This window comes from Sphingomonas pruni NBRC 15498 (assembly GCF_001598455.1).
In the GTDB taxonomy this organism is placed as follows: Bacteria; Pseudomonadota; Alphaproteobacteria; order Sphingomonadales; family Sphingomonadaceae; genus Sphingomonas; species Sphingomonas pruni.
In genome coordinates, this window is the sequence record NZ_BCYZ01000018.1 from 34,722 (window position 1) to 49,397 (window position 14,676).

General features: G+C 66.2%; 14 protein-coding genes. 6 read left to right on the plus strand and 8 right to left on the minus strand.

Features of this window, described 5'->3' with window-relative positions; translation table 11 throughout:
• Positions 1-6: 6 nt before the first annotated feature.
• Positions 7-1,407, minus strand: a complete 1,401-nt coding sequence (locus SPR01S_RS07535) for an amidase (protein WP_066587387.1) — start codon at positions 1,405-1,407, stop codon at positions 7-9.
• Between the two features lie 167 nt (positions 1,408-1,574).
• On the opposite strand from SPR01S_RS07535, the gene SPR01S_RS07540 reads away from it, so the two are divergent.
• On the plus strand, positions 1,575-2,714 hold the full coding sequence (locus tag SPR01S_RS07540) for an alpha/beta fold hydrolase (RefSeq protein WP_066587390.1): 1,140 nt from the start codon (positions 1,575-1,577) through the stop codon (positions 2,712-2,714).
• Between the two features lie 15 nt (positions 2,715-2,729).
• Here the strand turns inward: SPR01S_RS07540 and SPR01S_RS07545 are convergent, their stop codons facing one another.
• The 3 genes from SPR01S_RS07545 to SPR01S_RS07555 all read right to left on the minus strand — a co-directional run bounded on the left by SPR01S_RS07545 (position 2,730) and on the right by SPR01S_RS07555 (position 4,508).
• Positions 2,730-3,377, minus strand: coding sequence for a heme exporter protein CcmB (locus SPR01S_RS07545; protein WP_066587471.1), 648 nt, complete (start codon positions 3,375-3,377; stop codon positions 2,730-2,732).
• The gene (gene ccmA / locus SPR01S_RS07550) at positions 3,374-3,967 is read right to left on the minus strand and encodes a heme ABC exporter ATP-binding protein CcmA (protein ID WP_066587399.1); all 594 of its coding nucleotides are present in this window, start codon (positions 3,965-3,967) and stop codon (positions 3,374-3,376) included. The genes SPR01S_RS07545 and ccmA overlap by 4 nt, the downstream gene beginning before the upstream one ends.
• A gap of 124 nt (positions 3,968-4,091) precedes the next feature.
• Positions 4,092-4,508 (minus strand): metallopeptidase family protein, encoded by a 417-nt coding sequence (locus SPR01S_RS07555; protein WP_066587400.1) that lies wholly within the window; start codon positions 4,506-4,508, stop codon positions 4,092-4,094.
• On the opposite strand from SPR01S_RS07555, the gene SPR01S_RS07560 reads away from it, so the two are divergent.
• A complete protein-coding gene (locus tag SPR01S_RS07560; protein WP_084251021.1) occupies positions 4,495-4,839 on the plus strand; it encodes a 4a-hydroxytetrahydrobiopterin dehydratase in 345 nt (114 codons plus the stop codon). The two genes, SPR01S_RS07555 and SPR01S_RS07560, sit on opposite strands and share 14 nt — an antisense overlap.
• 17 nt (positions 4,840-4,856) lie before the next feature.
• Here the strand turns inward: SPR01S_RS07560 and SPR01S_RS07565 are convergent, their stop codons facing one another.
• From SPR01S_RS07565 to SPR01S_RS07575, 3 genes are all read right to left on the minus strand, one after another.
• The gene (locus SPR01S_RS07565) at positions 4,857-5,585 is read right to left on the minus strand and encodes a glycosyltransferase family 2 protein (protein WP_169803394.1); all 729 of its coding nucleotides are present in this window, start codon (positions 5,583-5,585) and stop codon (positions 4,857-4,859) included.
• Positions 5,586-5,725: 140 nt separating this feature from the next.
• Entirely contained in the window at positions 5,726-6,649 is a 924-nt protein-coding gene (locus tag SPR01S_RS07570) for a bifunctional helix-turn-helix transcriptional regulator/GNAT family N-acetyltransferase (protein WP_066587406.1), read from the minus strand.
• Positions 6,650-6,731: 82 nt separating this feature from the next.
• Positions 6,732-7,526 (minus strand): SDR family oxidoreductase, encoded by a 795-nt coding sequence (locus SPR01S_RS07575; RefSeq protein ID WP_066587408.1) that lies wholly within the window; start codon positions 7,524-7,526, stop codon positions 6,732-6,734.
• A gap of 154 nt (positions 7,527-7,680) precedes the next feature.
• On the opposite strand from SPR01S_RS07575, the gene SPR01S_RS07580 reads away from it, so the two are divergent.
• Together SPR01S_RS07580 and SPR01S_RS07585 are read left to right on the plus strand one after the other, a co-directional pair.
• A complete protein-coding gene (locus SPR01S_RS07580; protein ID WP_066587411.1) occupies positions 7,681-8,460 on the plus strand; it encodes an ATP-binding cassette domain-containing protein in 780 nt (259 codons plus the stop codon).
• Positions 8,461-8,632: 172 nt separating this feature from the next.
• Complete coding sequence (locus SPR01S_RS07585; RefSeq protein ID WP_066587414.1) at positions 8,633-10,162, plus strand: ABC transporter permease/substrate-binding protein; 1,530 nt, start codon at positions 8,633-8,635, stop codon at positions 10,160-10,162.
• 130 nt (positions 10,163-10,292) lie between these two features.
• On the opposite strand, the gene SPR01S_RS07590 is transcribed toward SPR01S_RS07585, so the two are convergent.
• Positions 10,293-13,052 carry a TonB-dependent receptor gene (locus SPR01S_RS07590; RefSeq protein WP_066587416.1) on the minus strand — a complete coding sequence of 920 codons (2,760 nt, stop codon included), beginning with the start codon at positions 13,050-13,052 and terminating at the stop codon, positions 10,293-10,295.
• A 111-nt stretch (positions 13,053-13,163) separates the two neighbouring features.
• Between SPR01S_RS07590 and SPR01S_RS07595 the strand changes: the two genes are divergently transcribed.
• Both SPR01S_RS07595 and SPR01S_RS07600 read left to right on the plus strand, forming a co-directional pair.
• Complete coding sequence (locus SPR01S_RS07595) at positions 13,164-13,679, plus strand: 2Fe-2S iron-sulfur cluster-binding protein (protein WP_084251022.1); 516 nt, start codon at positions 13,164-13,166, stop codon at positions 13,677-13,679.
• Positions 13,676-14,650 (plus strand): FAD binding domain-containing protein, encoded by a 975-nt coding sequence (locus SPR01S_RS07600; protein ID WP_066587417.1) that lies wholly within the window; start codon positions 13,676-13,678, stop codon positions 14,648-14,650. Before SPR01S_RS07595 ends, SPR01S_RS07600 begins: the two co-directional genes overlap by 4 nt.
• Positions 14,651-14,676: the final 26 nt, after the last annotated feature.

Below are 14,676 nucleotides of genomic sequence, written 5' to 3' on the forward strand. Positions count from 1 at the left end.
CACTCGTCAGGCGGACATCGTTGGACGCCGGGCTGCCCAGGGTCTGGCCGCTTCGATCTCATAGGCGAGCCCGAGCAACGCCGCTTCACCACCCACCGGCGCGCCGAACTGGGCGCCGATCGGCAGGCCCGCCGTCGACCACGCGCCGGGCACGCTCATCGCTGGCGCGCCCACCACATTGTACGGCGTGGTATAGCCCACATAGCGGGTAAGGCGCTCTGCCATCGTCTCGACCGGTAAATCGGGGGCGAGCCAACCGATCTCGGGCGGCGGTAGCGAGAGGACGGGCGACAGGATCATATCGAACTGCCCGAGCCACGCGTCATAGACGCTGCGCAGCGAGGTGAGGTACGCGACGGCTTGGTCGACTGCGCCGTCCGGCGCGCTTGCGATGATTGCCGCCATGGCGAGGCTGAAGGGTTCGACATCCTCGATCCCCGGCGTGTGGCCCAGTCGCCGGCCGTCCTCGGCCAGCAGATTGGCGGCCCCCTGCGACCAGGTCAGCAGGAACGGGTCGGACATGCCGACGATCGCATCCGGCCAGGCGGTTGGTTCTACGCGATGGCCGAGATCGCCGAGCAGCGCCGCCATGGTCTCGATCGCGGTCGCGACCTCGGGATCGGGCGACTGGCCGGACACGCTGTCGAGCACCAGGCCGATGCGCAGCCGCCGCGCCGACGGCCCATTGATCATTCCGACCGGCGGCAGGCCCGAATCCTTAGCCTCGACCGCGGCGAGCAACGTGGCGCTGTCGCGAACGCTGCGCGAGACGCAGAGCTGAACGCTGAGCGGCATCGGGAAATGGCCGGGATCGGTCGCCAGGGTGCGGTCGCGCGACGTCTTGAGACCGAAGAGGCCGCAGCAGGAGGCCGGAATGCGGATCGAGCCGCCGCCGTCGCTGGCATGCGCGAACGGCACGACATGGGCGGCGGTCGCGGCCGCCGCCCCGCCCGACGATCCGCCCGCCGACCGCGCCGGATCCCAGGGGTTGCGCGTCGGCCCGAACGCCAGTGGCTCGGTGGTCGGCAGAAAGCCGTGCTCGGGCGTCGCGCTCTTGCCGATCGGGTTGAGACCCGTCGCCAGCATGCCGTCGATCAGCGGCGCTTGCCGGGTCGCCGCCGCTATCCCGGCCGTCGCGCGCGTTCCGAGACGTGTCGGGAGGCCGACGAAATCGTCCAGATCCTTGATGAGAAACGGCACACCGGCGAACGCCCCGTCGCCAAGCGGGACGCGGGCACGCTGCCGGGCGCGCTCGAAATCGTCGGTCACCAGAAAATTGAGTTTCGGGTCGAGCGCTTGCGCGCGCGCGATCGCTGCATCCACGACTTCGAGCGCCGACACTGCGCCCGATCTTATGGCCGCGGCCGTTTCGGTAGCATCCCAATCGGCCATGTCTGTCGCGCTCATGCGGCTCCACTCCTGTCTATAATTACCGCCATGTGTGGCGCGGATCAGACAGGCAGGCAATGACGTCGCTACCCGTTTCGAGGTCGTCGCGTCGTGCGACGACGCTGCCGATTTTCCACCGCGCGGCGGTCATGCTATCGTCCGCCGACATTGCTGGGAGCGGCTCAATGCATCGGTTTCTGAGCACCTTGACCATCCTGTTGGCGGCGACATTGGCTGTCCTTCCTCGCACCGCTTTCGCTCAGCGCGCGGGCACGCTCATCGCCGCGCAACCCGTTGGGGACGCTCCCGCCAATATGCGGGCCTGGCGGATCGAATATTGGACCAGCGGGGATCGCAACCAGCCGATCCGGGTCACCGGCATGGTCATCGCTCCCAGGGAGCGCTCCGCTGCCGGCCCGCGACGCGTGATCGCCTGGACGCATGGCCTGATCGGCATCGCAAAGCGCTGCGCGCCGTCGCTGGGCAATACCAACTTCACGCTGATCCCCGCGCTCGATGACGTCGTCCGCCGCGGCTATACAGTGGTCGCGCCCGATTATCCCGGGCTCGGGTCGGACATGGTCCATCCTGTGCTGGTCGGCGCCAGCGAGGGCAAGTCGACGCTCGACGCGATCCGTGCCGCGCGGAGCATTCCCGAGGCCGATGCAGGCTCGCGCTTCGCCGTCTGGGGCGAATCGCAGGGTGGGCATGCCGCGCTGTGGACCGGGCAGCTGTGGTCGAGCTACGCGTCCGATCTGCAACTCGTCGGGATCGCGGCGATCGTGCCGCCGACCGACCTGCACCGCAATTTCAAGGAAGGCAGCGACGCTCGCGTGCGTGCCTTGCTGACAGCCTATACCGCGACGAGCTGGTCGCGCTATTATGGCGCGCCGATGTCGACCCTGGGGCCGCGCTCGGTTCAGAACGTGATGACCCGGCTGGCTGACAATAATTGCGTCAACTTCGACGCCAAGCCGAAGCTCGGCACGATCATCGGCATCGCTATCGCCCAACGCGCGATCCGCAATCTCGACCTCGGCGCGAAACAGCCGTGGGGGCGACTGATGCGCGAGAACAGCCCGTCGGCCGCTGCGATCAAGGTGCCGGCTTTGATCGCCACCGGGACCGGCGACACCATTGTCGCGCCGGCCGTGGTGCGCGATTTCGCCCGCGCCGCGTGTGCCGCGGGCAAGACCGTTCGGTTCGTCTCGGTACCGGGCGGAGAGCACGGCACCGTCGCCCGCACTGATGCGGAGGCGACGCTTGGCTGGATCGATGCGCGCTTCGCCGGAGGACGGGCGCCGAGCAATTGCGGGTCGTTCTGAGCGCCCGCTTAGTCCTCAATCCAGCCCGGCGCGGATCGCCGCACCGGCGACGAACGGCGCTCCCGCCACCAGCACCAGGCTGACCGCCGCGAGCAGCTTGAGCGCGCCGACGCCGCCGTCCAGACTGCCGGCGCCGAAGATCAATAACGGCACCGCGAGCGGCAGCAGCAGCAGGCCGGCGATCGCGCCGGCGCCGCGCAGCCCCGCTACTAATGCGCCGGTCGCGAGCGCGAGCGCGGCGAGACCGGGAGTGCCGATCAGCAGGCCGATTTCGACCCGGACCAGCGTCTCGCTGGAGAGGTCGAGCAACGCCGCCGCGGGCAGCGCCGCGATGAGGACCGGCGGGGCGAAGGCGAGCCAATGCGCGATCAGTTTGGCGAAGGCGATCGTGGCGGCGGACTGGCCGCGTGTCAGCAACTGGTCGATCACCCCGCTTGCCATGTCCGGCGCGACGAGGCGTTCGATCGGGATCAGTGCCGCGAGCAGTGCCGCCGCCCACAATATTCCCCCGCCGACCCGCGCGAGCAGCTTGGCGTCGGGGCCGATCGCGAAGGGAAACAGGATCGCGACCAGCAGGAAGAAGGCCACCGGCAGCAACGCTCCGCCGCCGATCCAGGCGCGGCGCAGGTCGCGGGCGATGAGATGGAGGAGGGGCGAACTCATGCCGTCCGCTCCGACTGGCATGACAGCTGGGCCAGATCGATCGCAATGACGTCGGACAAGGTGATCGGCGTGTGGCTCGCCATCAATATGGCGCCGCCCGCCGCGCGATGCGTGGCGATCGCGGTTTCAAGCAGGCCGAGTGCGGCCTTGTCCAGCCCGTTGGCCGGCTCGTCGAGCAGCCAGAGCGGTGCGCCGCTGGCGATGACGCGCGCGATCGCGGCGCGGCGGCGCTGGCCGGTCGACAGCAAGCGGACGGGGATGTCGGCTAGATCGCTCAGCGAAAGGGCGTCGAGTGCACCCACGACTTTGCCGGTAGTGGCATCAAGCCGCGCCCAGAAAGCGAGCGCGCGGGCCAGCGGCAATTCCTCGTCGAGCGAGCTTTGCTCGGTCAGCAGTGCACGTGGCGCGTCGCCGGTGATGCGGCCGGCGGCAGGGGCGAGCAGTCCGGCGGAGAGACGGATCAGGCTCGACTTGCCGACGCCGTTGGGGCCGGTGACCAGCGCCGCGCCACCCTGTTCGAGCGTGAACGACAGGCCCTCGAACAGCGCTCGGCCACCGCGAACACAAGTGACGGCGTCGAAGGTCAGCATTTCTCGTCACCCCCGCGAAAGCGGGGGGCCATCTCGCGCCCGTACCGCCCGTCGATCGCGTCGGTGATGGGTCCCCGCTTTCGCGGGGACGACGACAGGTGAGACGTGGATGATGCGAGAGAGCTCACGCTTCGTCCTCCAGCCGATGCATGTCGTCGTCACTCAGGCCGAAATGGTGCCCGACTTCGTGTATGACGATGTGGCGCACGAGCGTCGCCAGATCTTCGCCGTCCTCCACCCATTCGTCGAGGATCGCGCGGCGATACAGGTGGATGCGGTCGGGCATAGCGCCCGATTCCATCGACGACTTCTCGCCGATCGGACGGCCATGATAGACGCCGGTCAAATCGAACGGGCTTTCGATATCGAGTGCCTTCAGCGTCTCGTCATCGGCGAAATCCTCGACGATCAGCACGACGTCGCCAAGATGGCGGCGAAACTCGTCGGGCAACGCCGCGAGCGTGCGGCGCGCGATGGCCTCGATCTCCTGTGCGCTCGGCGCGACATATGCGCCCTCTTGCCCGCTCATGACGAGCGGCATAGGCCGTTATCCATCGCGGCGGCAAGCAAGGGAGAAGGCGATGGTCGAACAACTGAGCGACGAGGAACGCGGCGAAGCGCTCGATGAACTCGACGAATGGGATTATGACGAAGGCCGCGACGCGATCAGCCGCAGCATCACCTTCGCCGATTTCAGCGAGGCGTTCGCGTTCATGACACGCGTCGCCTTGTTGGCCGAAAAGCACGACCATCATCCCGAATGGTCGAACGTGTGGAACCGCGTCGACATCACCTTGACTACGCACGATGCCGGCGGACTGTCGCATCGTGATATCGCGATGGCGGAGGCGATCGACGAACTGGTGGATTAGCGGCGGTCGCAGTTCGTCTAGCGGATATCCTCATAGCCCTTGGTGGCGGGCTTGCCCCGGAAGACGATCGAGAAATAATTGAGGAAATAGATGCCGGCGATCTTGGCGAAGCCCTGTTTCTTCATCCGCCGTCCCGAGGTGGGCATCACGAATCGCGGAGAAAACAGCACCTTGCCTTGTCGTTTGGCGCGCTTGGCGATGTCGACGTCCTCGCCATAGAATTCGATCGAGCTGTCGAAACCACCCATCCGTTCGAGCACGTCGCGCGGGATGGCGAAATTGCCGCCGACCATCATATAGCCGGTGATGTTGTAGAGCGGCCGCGCGGCGACGAACCAACCACTCGAGACCTTGTTGCGCAAGCCACTGAGGTCATAGAAGCTGTACGGCCCCGACAGGCAGGCCAGATCGTTGCGCTTTTCGAAATGCTCCCAGATCTGCTCGATCCAACCCGCGGGCGGATGCGTATCGGCATCGACATAGGCCAGGATATCGCCCGTCGCCGACAGGAAGCCGCGCTGGCGTGCCCGGGTAATCCCTTTTTCCGGCTCGAACACATAGGTGACGCCGGGATAACGCTCGATCACTTCCCGGGTGCGGTCGGTGCTGTTGTTGTCGACGACGATGATTTCCGCCGCCTTGCCGGCGACGTTGCGCATAACCGCGTCGAGGCAGGCGGGAAGATATTCCTCCTCGTTATAAGCGGGGATGATCAGGCTGATGGTCGGCCTTCGCTCTTGGGTCACGCCGGGCATTTTTCGCTAGTGCCGCAATATCCGCCTTCTGGCCAGAGCAAGAGCACGGCAAACTCAGCGATATTTGCCGGCTCAGGCTGCGCGCCATGTCGAGCTCGCGATCATCGCCATAGGCCGCGGCCGGTGCGGCGTCAAAGCGCCAGCGACCAGGTCTGGCCGATCAGGTCCTTGCCGAATGAATGGTGCGACGCTTCGTCCGTCAGCACGAAACCGGCGCGCTCATATATCCGGCGCGCGGCGGCCAGGACGCTGTTGGTCCAAAGATCGAGCCGCTTGTATCCGACCTCGCGTGCCCGGTCGACGCAGGCGGCGACCAGCATCTTGCCGACCCCGGCGCCGCGCGCCTCGCGCTCGACATAGAGCAAACGCAATTTGCCGACATCGGGCTCATCGCCATGAACCAGGAAGATCGAGCCCGCCATCCGCCCGTCCATCTCCGCGATCCACGCCGCGTCGCAGGATGGATCGAAGGACTGGTGGAAGTCGGCGAGGATGCGCGCAACGAGCGCTTCATAGTCGCTATTCCAGCCATATTCCTCCGCATAGAGGATCGCCTGTCGCGCGATTACCATGCCGAGATCGCCGGGCTCGAGCCCACGCAGTATAGGCCGGGGCGGTGCTTCGTCCTCGAAAATACGGGTTATCGACCGGGCCGCGGAGAGCATCGCCGCACGCCGGAGCGGCGGCAATCCGTCCAGCAACGCGCCGATTGCGTGGCGCGTATTGTTCTCCAGTGCAGCGAAGGCTGCGCGACCCTGCTCGGTCAGTGACAGCAATTGATGGCGGCCATGCGATGGGTCATCGCGCGTCGCGACCAGGCCGCGATTGGCGAACCGCTTGATCGTGCGGCTCATCTGCGCCGGGTCGAGACGGAGCGCCCGGGCAATTTCCGCGGCGGTCGGATCCGGTCGATTGGCCAGTTCGTAGAGTATGCGCGCTTCGCTCAAGGTGAACGGGCTGTCGTCGAGATGTGCGTCGAGCAGCCCGAGTCGGCTGGTATAGATTCGATTGAAGCCGCGCAGCACGGCCACATCCTGCTCGTCTCGAATCGTCATGTCGCTTCATCCACAATATTGATCGAATCAATATTAGCGAATGATGACTGGATCAACAATCCAGGCGGGATGTCGGCGCCGGCTAGTCCCGGCTCGCGATCCCGCGCCGCATCATTTTCCTGAGCTGGCCCGGCATCCAGCGCGCGGCGAATTTCATCCGGAAGGCGGTCTTGCCGACATAGGTATGGACGGCATCGCCATGGACCGCTTGCCACGCCGCCTCGGCGACGTCGGCGGCGCTGCTCAGTTCCAGCCCGCCCTCGGTCACCGTCTCGCGAATGGTGCGATTGCTGCCCTCGATCGGTCCCTGGAGCAGGGGCGTGTCGATAAAGGCGGGGACGAGGTCGCGGACCTTGATGCCGTCGCCATACCATTCGCCATCGAGCGCCTCGGTCAGCGAGCGCACGCCGAATTTCGTCGCCGAATAGACCGACAGGCCGGACGAGCCATAGATTGCCGAGGCCGAGGCGGTGTTGAGCAGGCAGGATCCCGGCGTCTTCGCCAGATAGGCATGGCCGATCTTGGCGCCGTTGAGCACGCCGACCAGGTTGATCTGGACGACGCGGTCGAGATCCTCGAAGCTCATTTCGGCGATCGGGCCGCCGGTGCCGATCCCGGCATTGTTGAATAGTACGTCGAGCCGGCCGCCGGTCTTCGACGTGAAATCGTCGAGATCAGTCTTCCACGAATCGCGATCGCGCACGTCCATGATGTAGGTGTCGCTCATGCCCGCGGGCAGCAATGCGGCGGTCTCGGTCAATCCCTTGGCGTTGACGTCGGCAAGACCGACACGCCAACCCTCGCGCGCGAAACGCTGGGCGACCGCGCGCCCGATGCCCGATCCGCCGCCGGTGATGAAGATTGCTTTGGTCGTCATTCCCCGCCCCCTTCGCACCGTCGTCATGCCGGGCTTGTCCCGGCATCCACGGAGCCTCTTGGCGCAGGATTGCGGCACAGTGGACCCCGGGACAAGCCCGGGGTGACGAATTCGAGCGTTTGACCCTGTCGCAATCGTTCCGCACAACGTCCGCGTGAGTCCGCCAGGCCCTTCCGTCGCCCTTTCCGGCGTAACCAAATCCTATCCGGGCGGCACCGTCGCGGTCGACGACGTCTCGGTCGAGATCGCCGGCGGCAGCTTCGTCGCGCTGGTCGGGAGCTCGGGGTCGGGCAAATCGACCCTGCTCAAGACGATCAACCGGCTGATCGAACCGAGCGCGGGCAGCATCACGATCGACGGGCAGGCGATCGACGTGGAGGATCGGTTTCGGCTGCGGCGGCGGATCGGCTATGTGTTTCAGAATATCGGACTGTTTCCGCTTCCGCATATGACGGTGGCCGAGAACGTTGCGATCGGGCTCAGGCTGGAGGGAGAAAAGAACCCGCGCGCCCGCGTCGCCGAGTTGCTCGGCTTGGTCGATCTTCCGGCTGACGTCGCCGCGCGGATGCCCGACGCCTTGTCGGGCGGGCAGCGCCAGCGCGTCGGCGTGGCGCGCGCGCTCGCAACCGAGCCGCGCCTGCTGTTGATGGACGAGCCGTTCGGCGCACTCGACCCGGTCACGCGCGACCAATTGGGCGGCGCGATCCGCGCGCTGCATGATCGGCTGGGGCTGACCACGATCATGGTGACGCACGACATGGCCGAGGCGCTGCTGCTCGCCGACCGCGTGCTGGTGATGGAAAAGGGGCGAATCGTTTCCGATGCGGCGCCACGTGCGTTGCTGGCCGGTGAAGGCGGCGCCGCGGCGCAGGCTCTGGTCGCGGTGCCGCGCGAGCAGATGAAACGGCTCGGTGCGCTGGAGTCGGGTGCGTGACGGGCTGTCCCAAAATCCTCCCCGGAACGGAGAGGGGGCCCAAGACGCATAGCGGCTTGGCGGAGGGGGCCCGCGACCCACGAGCAGCAGGTCGAGAGGGGCATGCGTGGAGGGGCCCCTCCTCCCCTCGCTTCGCGAGCGGTCGCCCTCCCCGTTCCGGGGAGGATTTTAGATGACCGACTTCCTCGACGCCCTCACGCGTGTCCCCGATCTCCTCGCGCAGCATCTGCTGCTGGCGATGAGCGCGCTAGTGCTGGGAATCATCCTCAGCCTGCCGCTCGCGGTGTGGTCGGCGCGGGTGCCGTCGGTCGGGCGGATCGTGCTCGGCTTTGCCAGCCTCATCCAGACCATCCCGAGCCTCGCGCTACTGGCGCTGTTCTATCCGATCCTGTTGTCGCTCTCGACCCTGGTCGGCGGCGGGATTCCGGCATTGGGGTTCCTTCCCTCGCTCCTCGCGCTGACGCTCTACGCCTTGCTGCCGATCCTCAGGAACGGCGTGACCGGACTCGCCGGGATCGACCCCGCGGTGATCGAGGCGGCCGATGGCGTCGGCATGACGGCGTGGCAGAAATTGCGGCTGGTCGAGGCGCCGTTGGTCGCGCCGGTGCTGATGGCCGGGATCCGGACCGCCGCGGTATGGACGATCGGCGCGGCGACACTGTCGACCACGGTCGGCCAGCCGAGCCTGGGCGATATGATCTTCGCCGGGCTGCAAACACAAAATTGGGCGTTGGTTCTCGCAGGGTGCACCGCCGCGGCGGGATTGGCGCTCGCGGTCGATGCGCTGCTCGGCGTGATCGAGCGCGGTATCGCGCGGCGCAAGCGGCTCGGCGCGTGGATCGCATTCGGCTTGCTCGCGCTCGGCGTGATGGTCGCGCTGCTGCCGATGCTGCCCGCGCGCCAGGAGACGGTGACGATCGGCGCCAAGGGCTTTTCAGAACAATATATCCTGGCGCGGATGATCGGTCACAGGCTCGAGGCGGCGGGCTATCGCGTCCGCTATAAGGAAGGGCTGGGTTCGGGCGTGATGTTCGCGGCGCTGACGTCGAGCGATGTCGATGTCGCGGTCGACTATACCGGCACGATCTGGACCAACGAGATGAAACGGACCGACACGCCGCCGCGCGACGCGATGCTGGCGGCGATCCGCAGCTGGCAGGAGAAACAGGGGCTCAACCTGCTCGGGCGGATGGGGTTCGAAAATGCCTATGCCTTCGCGATGCGCGGCGATCGCGCCAAGGCTTTGGGGATCGCCAGTCTCGACGATCTGGTGGCCAAGGCGCCGGACTTGCAATTCGGCGCCGATCTCGAATTCCTCGAACGCCCCGAATGGAAAGCGGTGCGCGCCGCCTATCCGATCCGGTTCGGGTCGGCGCATGCCTATAATCCGACCTTCATGTATCGCGCGCTGGAAAGCGGGCAGGCGGACGTGATCTCGGCTTTCTCGTCCGACGGGCGGATCGCGGCGGACAGGCTGACCGTGCTGAACGATCCCAGAGGGGCGATCCCCAATTACGATGCGATCCTGATCATCGCGCCGCATTACGCGAAGGATGCGCAGATGATCGCGGCGTTGAAGCCGCTGATCGGGCGGGTGCCGGTCGAGGCGATGCGCGAGGCCAATTACATGGTCGATCGCGATGTGGGGAAGGTCAGTCCCGATGCGGCGGCGCGGTGGTTGGAGAAAAGGGTGGGGTTGTAGGACGTTAGCGCGGCGAGGGCGGTAGCCGGCCTTTGCCGCGGCAAAGCCGCGTCGGACGGCGCCTTTGGCGCCGCCGGCCGGGCCGGCGCGTCTCCCTGAATAGCACCGCTATTCAGGGGCGCGCTCGGCCTTAGAAAAACACCTTCCTAACACTCAAACGGATCGTTCGGCCCATCGGGTCGAGATAATCGGGCTGATAGCTGATCGGCGTGTTGCCGTTGGCGTCGCGGACGCGCTGACGCGAATCCAGGACGTTGTTGACGGCCAAGGTCACCCGCATACCCGCTGCCCAGGGGTTCTTCTTGAGGAACTTGAGTTGCTGCGTCAGGTCGGCGAAAAAGCGCAGGTTGATCGTGCCCAGGCTCGAAAAGTCGAGCGGGTTGGGGTTGCCCGCCGTACCGCCCAGCACATGTGTGCCGCTCTGCCAATTGGCTGACAGCCGGACGCCGAGTCCATTATTGGAATAGCCGCCCTGCGCCTCGAGTTCGTGGCGCGACTGGCCGCCCGACCCGATCGCCCCGCCATTGAGCAGGTCGATCACCGGCAAGGTCGGCGAAATCTCGACCCGGTCGGTGAAATGCCAGGTGTGGTAGAAGGCGAATTGCAGCCGCCCGCCGCCGCCGCCGAACGCGCCGCGTCCGCCGCGCCCCCCGCCGCCACGGAACCCGCCGCCGCCAAAACCACCGCCGCCGAAGCGTCCGCCGCCCGGACGGTCGCCGCCGGGTGCACCGTCCTGCGGCGGGGTATTGTTCGCGTTGGGCGCGCTGCCGTTAGCAGGCGGCGTGCCGGCGGCGTTCGGATTGTTGCCATCGCCTTGAGGCCGTTCGCCGAAGCGGCGGCCATTGGGCAGGCGCAGGCCCTGAAACGGATTGGGGCCGGTGCCGGCGCGGAACGCCTCGACCTGCTTCTGCAGCTTCGACTTGATCGGCTTCGAGATGTTGAAGCCCCAGCGCAATTCGGAGCGGTCGGTGCGCGCGAAATTGACCGCGCGCGTATCGATCGCGGTCAGGTCGCCATCGGCATCCCGCGTGAAGCGATCGGGAAAGGCGGCCTCGACCGCGGCGGTCGCCGCCGGGAAGCCGGCAATCGCGTTGCGCACGCTGGACTTCACGTAATTGGCGGTCAGCGTGAAATCGGTCTTTTCCCATGGCTTCAAGGTCAGGCCGATCTTGAGCGTATGCTTGCTGTCGGCCTTGAGGAAGGGATTGCCGCCGGTCGTGCTGGTGACGCTGACCGTCTCGCCTTTGACATAGTCGAACACCCGGACATTCGGCGTCACGACGGTCGGATTGGCGAGCTGCGCCGCGGACGGGGCATCATCCTGGTCGGTCACCGATGCGATGAAGCGCACGCCCTGGATCGGCTGCCAATTGGCGCCGTAGCCGCGCGTGGTCAGCGTGCCGAAATCCGACAATTGGTGGACCGCGAAATTGCCGTTGACCGACAGGTCGCCGACGAACGCCAGGACATGCTTCGACTTGCTCGCGATCGGCACGTCGAGATTGACCTGGCCCGATGCTTCGTTGCGCCGGGTCGATCCACTGGTACTGACCAGAGCGTTCTGCGGGTCGAGCCGATACGACTGGCTGTCCAGGCTCGATAGCGACCCGCCGACGCGGATCGCGGTCGAGATGTCGCCGGCGGGCAGCTTAAGCAACTTGCCGTTGACCAGCGCATCGACGCCGCCGCTATTGGACGTCGATTGCCCACGATTGGCCGGCGCCACTCCATAATCGAGCGGATTGATCGGCCCGAACGGATTGAATGTCGGATCGCCGGCATCGAGCCGGGCCTGAAGGGCGCTGACGTCGAATCCCGTCTCGCTGAACGTCTCGCTGTCGATGCGGTCGTAATTGGCGGTCAGCGACCAGCGCCATTGCGTGCCGAACTGGCCATTGAAGCCGGTGCCGATATGATAGGTCAGCGCCGAGTTGCGCTGCTTGAGTGGATCGTAGCCGCTAGCGACCCGACTGATATCAATGTCATCCGCGGAAGTAGAAAACGGATTGCCCGCCGGCAAGGTCAGGTCGAGTGTGGGCAGGCCCTGCGCGCCGGTGGATTCGGTATACTGGAACGTGCCGTTGATCGTCGCATTCACTTTGCCCAGCGGCCGAGCGTAGACCATGTTGGTCTGGAAATTACGGCTCGACGATAACAGGGTGCGATAGGGCCGCTGGTCGAAGCCTGGATTGAGGTCGACCGTTCCCGGTACCGCGGGCCTTGCCACCGGCGGCAGGATGTCGCGCTCATTTTCGTAGAGCGGCGAACTGTCGGTATAGCCGGCATGCAGGCTGAAGCGGTTGTTGCGGCGGATCGTGACGATATCGCCGGTTACGGACGGCGTGTTGCGGCCGCCCTCGGTCGCGAGCTGATCGGCCAGCTCGGTGGTGATCGCCTTGAAGCGCGGGCGCAATACGATGTTCACGACCTTCTGGTCGGCGCTATATCCGTATTTGAGCGCGACTTCCTCGGGCAGGATGTCGACGCGGGCGATCGCCTCGGTGGGTAGATCGCGGATCTCGGCGAAGCTCGAGATACGGCGGCCGTTGAGCAGGACGACCGGCGCACCGCCCGATCCGCGATCGCTGCGGATCTGCGGCGCGAGCTCATTGAGCAGGTCGCTGACGCTGTTGACGCCATAGGAACGGACATCGGCCGGCCCGAGCGATTGCTCGGGCGGGATATCGCCGACCACCGCGCCGGGCAAAGCGCGCGAGCCGGTGACGACGATATCGTTCTCGTCCGCCCCATCGTCTTCCGATTGGAGCGCGGATGCCGGCTTCGACTGCTGGGGCGCCGGGACCGGCGCAGGCGCAGGCGCGGTTTGGGCATGGAGCGCGACTGGCGCGCTGCCGGCAAGCAACAGGACAAGACTGATCGAACGACGCATTTATTTTCCGCTACTGGTCGGGAGCAATGCAGGCCACTACATTCGAATTGTCGCAGAATTGTGCCGTTTCGGTGCCTTCGTGGCGGCGGGACACATCCCGAGGAGTGAGCGATGCGGATCACCGTCAACGGCCAAGTGCGGGAGGTAGAGGCGGACCCGCGAACCACTCTGCTCGACCTGCTGCGCGAGTATATCGGCCTGACGGGCGCCAAGAAGGGATGCGATCACGGCCAGTGCGGCGCGTGCACGGTGCTGGTCGACGGCCGACGCATCAATTCCTGTCTGAGCCTGGCAGTGATGCACGAAGGCGATGAGGTGGTGACGATCGAGGGGCTGGGTACGCCCGACCATCTCAGCCCGTTGCAGGCGGCATTCCTGCATCATGACGGCTTCCAATGCGGCTATTGCACGCCGGGGCAGATCTGTTCCGCCACCGCGATGCTCGACGAAGTGGCGAAGGGCTGGGCAAGCCATGTCAGCGACGATCTCGATCGCATCGAGCTCGACGATATGGAGATACGCGAGCGGATGAGCGGCAATATCTGCCGCTGCTCGGCCTATCCGACGATCGTCGCGGCGATCCGCGAAGTGGCGGATGCCGAGCGCCTGGCGGAGGCGGCGGAATGAAGCCTTTCGACTTTGTGCGCGCCGAGACGGTCGAGGAAGCCTTGGCCGCCGGTGCCAATGGCGGGCGCTATATCGCCGGCGGGACCAATCTGGTCGACCTGATGAAATTGCAGGTCGAGACGCCAGATAAACTGGTCTATATCAGCCGGCTCGCACTCGACGGCGTCGAACAGATCGATGGCGGCGGCGTGCGCATCGGGGCGTTGGTGCCCAACAGCGATCTCGCCGCGCATCCGCTGATCCGCACGCACTATCCGATGCTGAGCCGGGCGTTGCTGGCGGGCGCGTCGGCGCAATTGCGTAACAAGGCCTCGGTCGGCGGCAATCTGCTGCAGCGGACGCGCTGCTATTATTTCTACGAGACGGCGGCGGCCTGCAACAAGCGCGAGCCCGGCAGCGGGTGCGATGCGATCGGTGGGTTCAACCGCATCCATGCGGTGCTCGGCGCGTCGGCATCGTGCATCGCGACCCACCCGTCGGACATGGCGGTGGCCTTACGGGCGCTCGACGCGATCGTGGTAACGGCGCTTCCCGAGGGCGGAGAACGGCGGATCGCGCTCGGCGATCTCTATCGCTTGCCCGGCGACACGCCCGAGATCGAGACGAACCTCAAGCCCGGCGAGCTGATTGTCGCGATCGAGCTGCCCGCGCCGCCGCCGGGGCGGCAACTCTACCGCAAGGTGCGCGACCGCGCGTCCTATGCCTTCGCGCTCGTATCCGTTGCGGCGGCGATCGCCGTCGAGAATGGCGTCATCACCTCTGCGCGACTGGCGTTCGGCGGGCTCGCACCGATGCCGTGGCGCAGCGCCGAGGCCGAAGCGGCGCTGGTCGGCCAGCCTGCGGGAACCGATGCGTTCGAGGCGGCTGCCGGCGCGCTGCTGAAGGACGCGCGCGGCTACGGCCATAACGACTTCAAGATCGTGCTCGCGCGGCGCACGTTGATCGCCTCCCTGCGCGATCTTACCGCGTAGCTCCGCGCGTCGGATTGCGGGCTAGC

Excerpts from the sequence above, each read along its gene's own strand:
- SPR01S_RS07535 (WP_066587387.1), bottom strand. The coding sequence starts at position 1,407 with ATGAGCGCGACAGACATGGCCGATTGGGATGCTACCGAAACGGCCGCG.
- SPR01S_RS07540 (WP_066587390.1), top strand. The coding sequence starts at position 1,575 with ATGCATCGGTTTCTGAGCACCTTGACCATCCTGTTGGCGGCGACATTG.
- SPR01S_RS07545 (WP_066587471.1), bottom strand. The coding sequence starts at position 3,377 with ATGAGTTCGCCCCTCCTCCATCTCATCGCCCGCGACCTGCGCCGCGCC.
- ccmA (WP_066587399.1), bottom strand. The coding sequence starts at position 3,967 with ATGCTGACCTTCGACGCCGTCACTTGTGTTCGCGGTGGCCGAGCGCTG.
- SPR01S_RS07560 (WP_084251021.1), top strand. The coding sequence starts at position 4,495 with ATGACGAGCGGCATAGGCCGTTATCCATCGCGGCGGCAAGCAAGGGAG.
- SPR01S_RS07555 (WP_066587400.1), bottom strand. The coding sequence starts at position 4,508 with ATGCCGCTCGTCATGAGCGGGCAAGAGGGCGCATATGTCGCGCCGAGC.
- SPR01S_RS07570 (WP_066587406.1), bottom strand. The coding sequence starts at position 6,649 with ATGACGATTCGAGACGAGCAGGATGTGGCCGTGCTGCGCGGCTTCAAT.
- SPR01S_RS07575 (WP_066587408.1), bottom strand. The coding sequence starts at position 7,526 with ATGACGACCAAAGCAATCTTCATCACCGGCGGCGGATCGGGCATCGGG.
- SPR01S_RS07585 (WP_066587414.1), top strand. The coding sequence starts at position 8,633 with ATGACCGACTTCCTCGACGCCCTCACGCGTGTCCCCGATCTCCTCGCG.
- SPR01S_RS07590 (WP_066587416.1), bottom strand. The coding sequence starts at position 13,052 with ATGCGTCGTTCGATCAGTCTTGTCCTGTTGCTTGCCGGCAGCGCGCCA.
- SPR01S_RS07595 (WP_084251022.1), top strand. The coding sequence starts at position 13,164 with ATGCGGATCACCGTCAACGGCCAAGTGCGGGAGGTAGAGGCGGACCCG.
- SPR01S_RS07600 (WP_066587417.1), top strand. The coding sequence starts at position 13,676 with ATGAAGCCTTTCGACTTTGTGCGCGCCGAGACGGTCGAGGAAGCCTTG.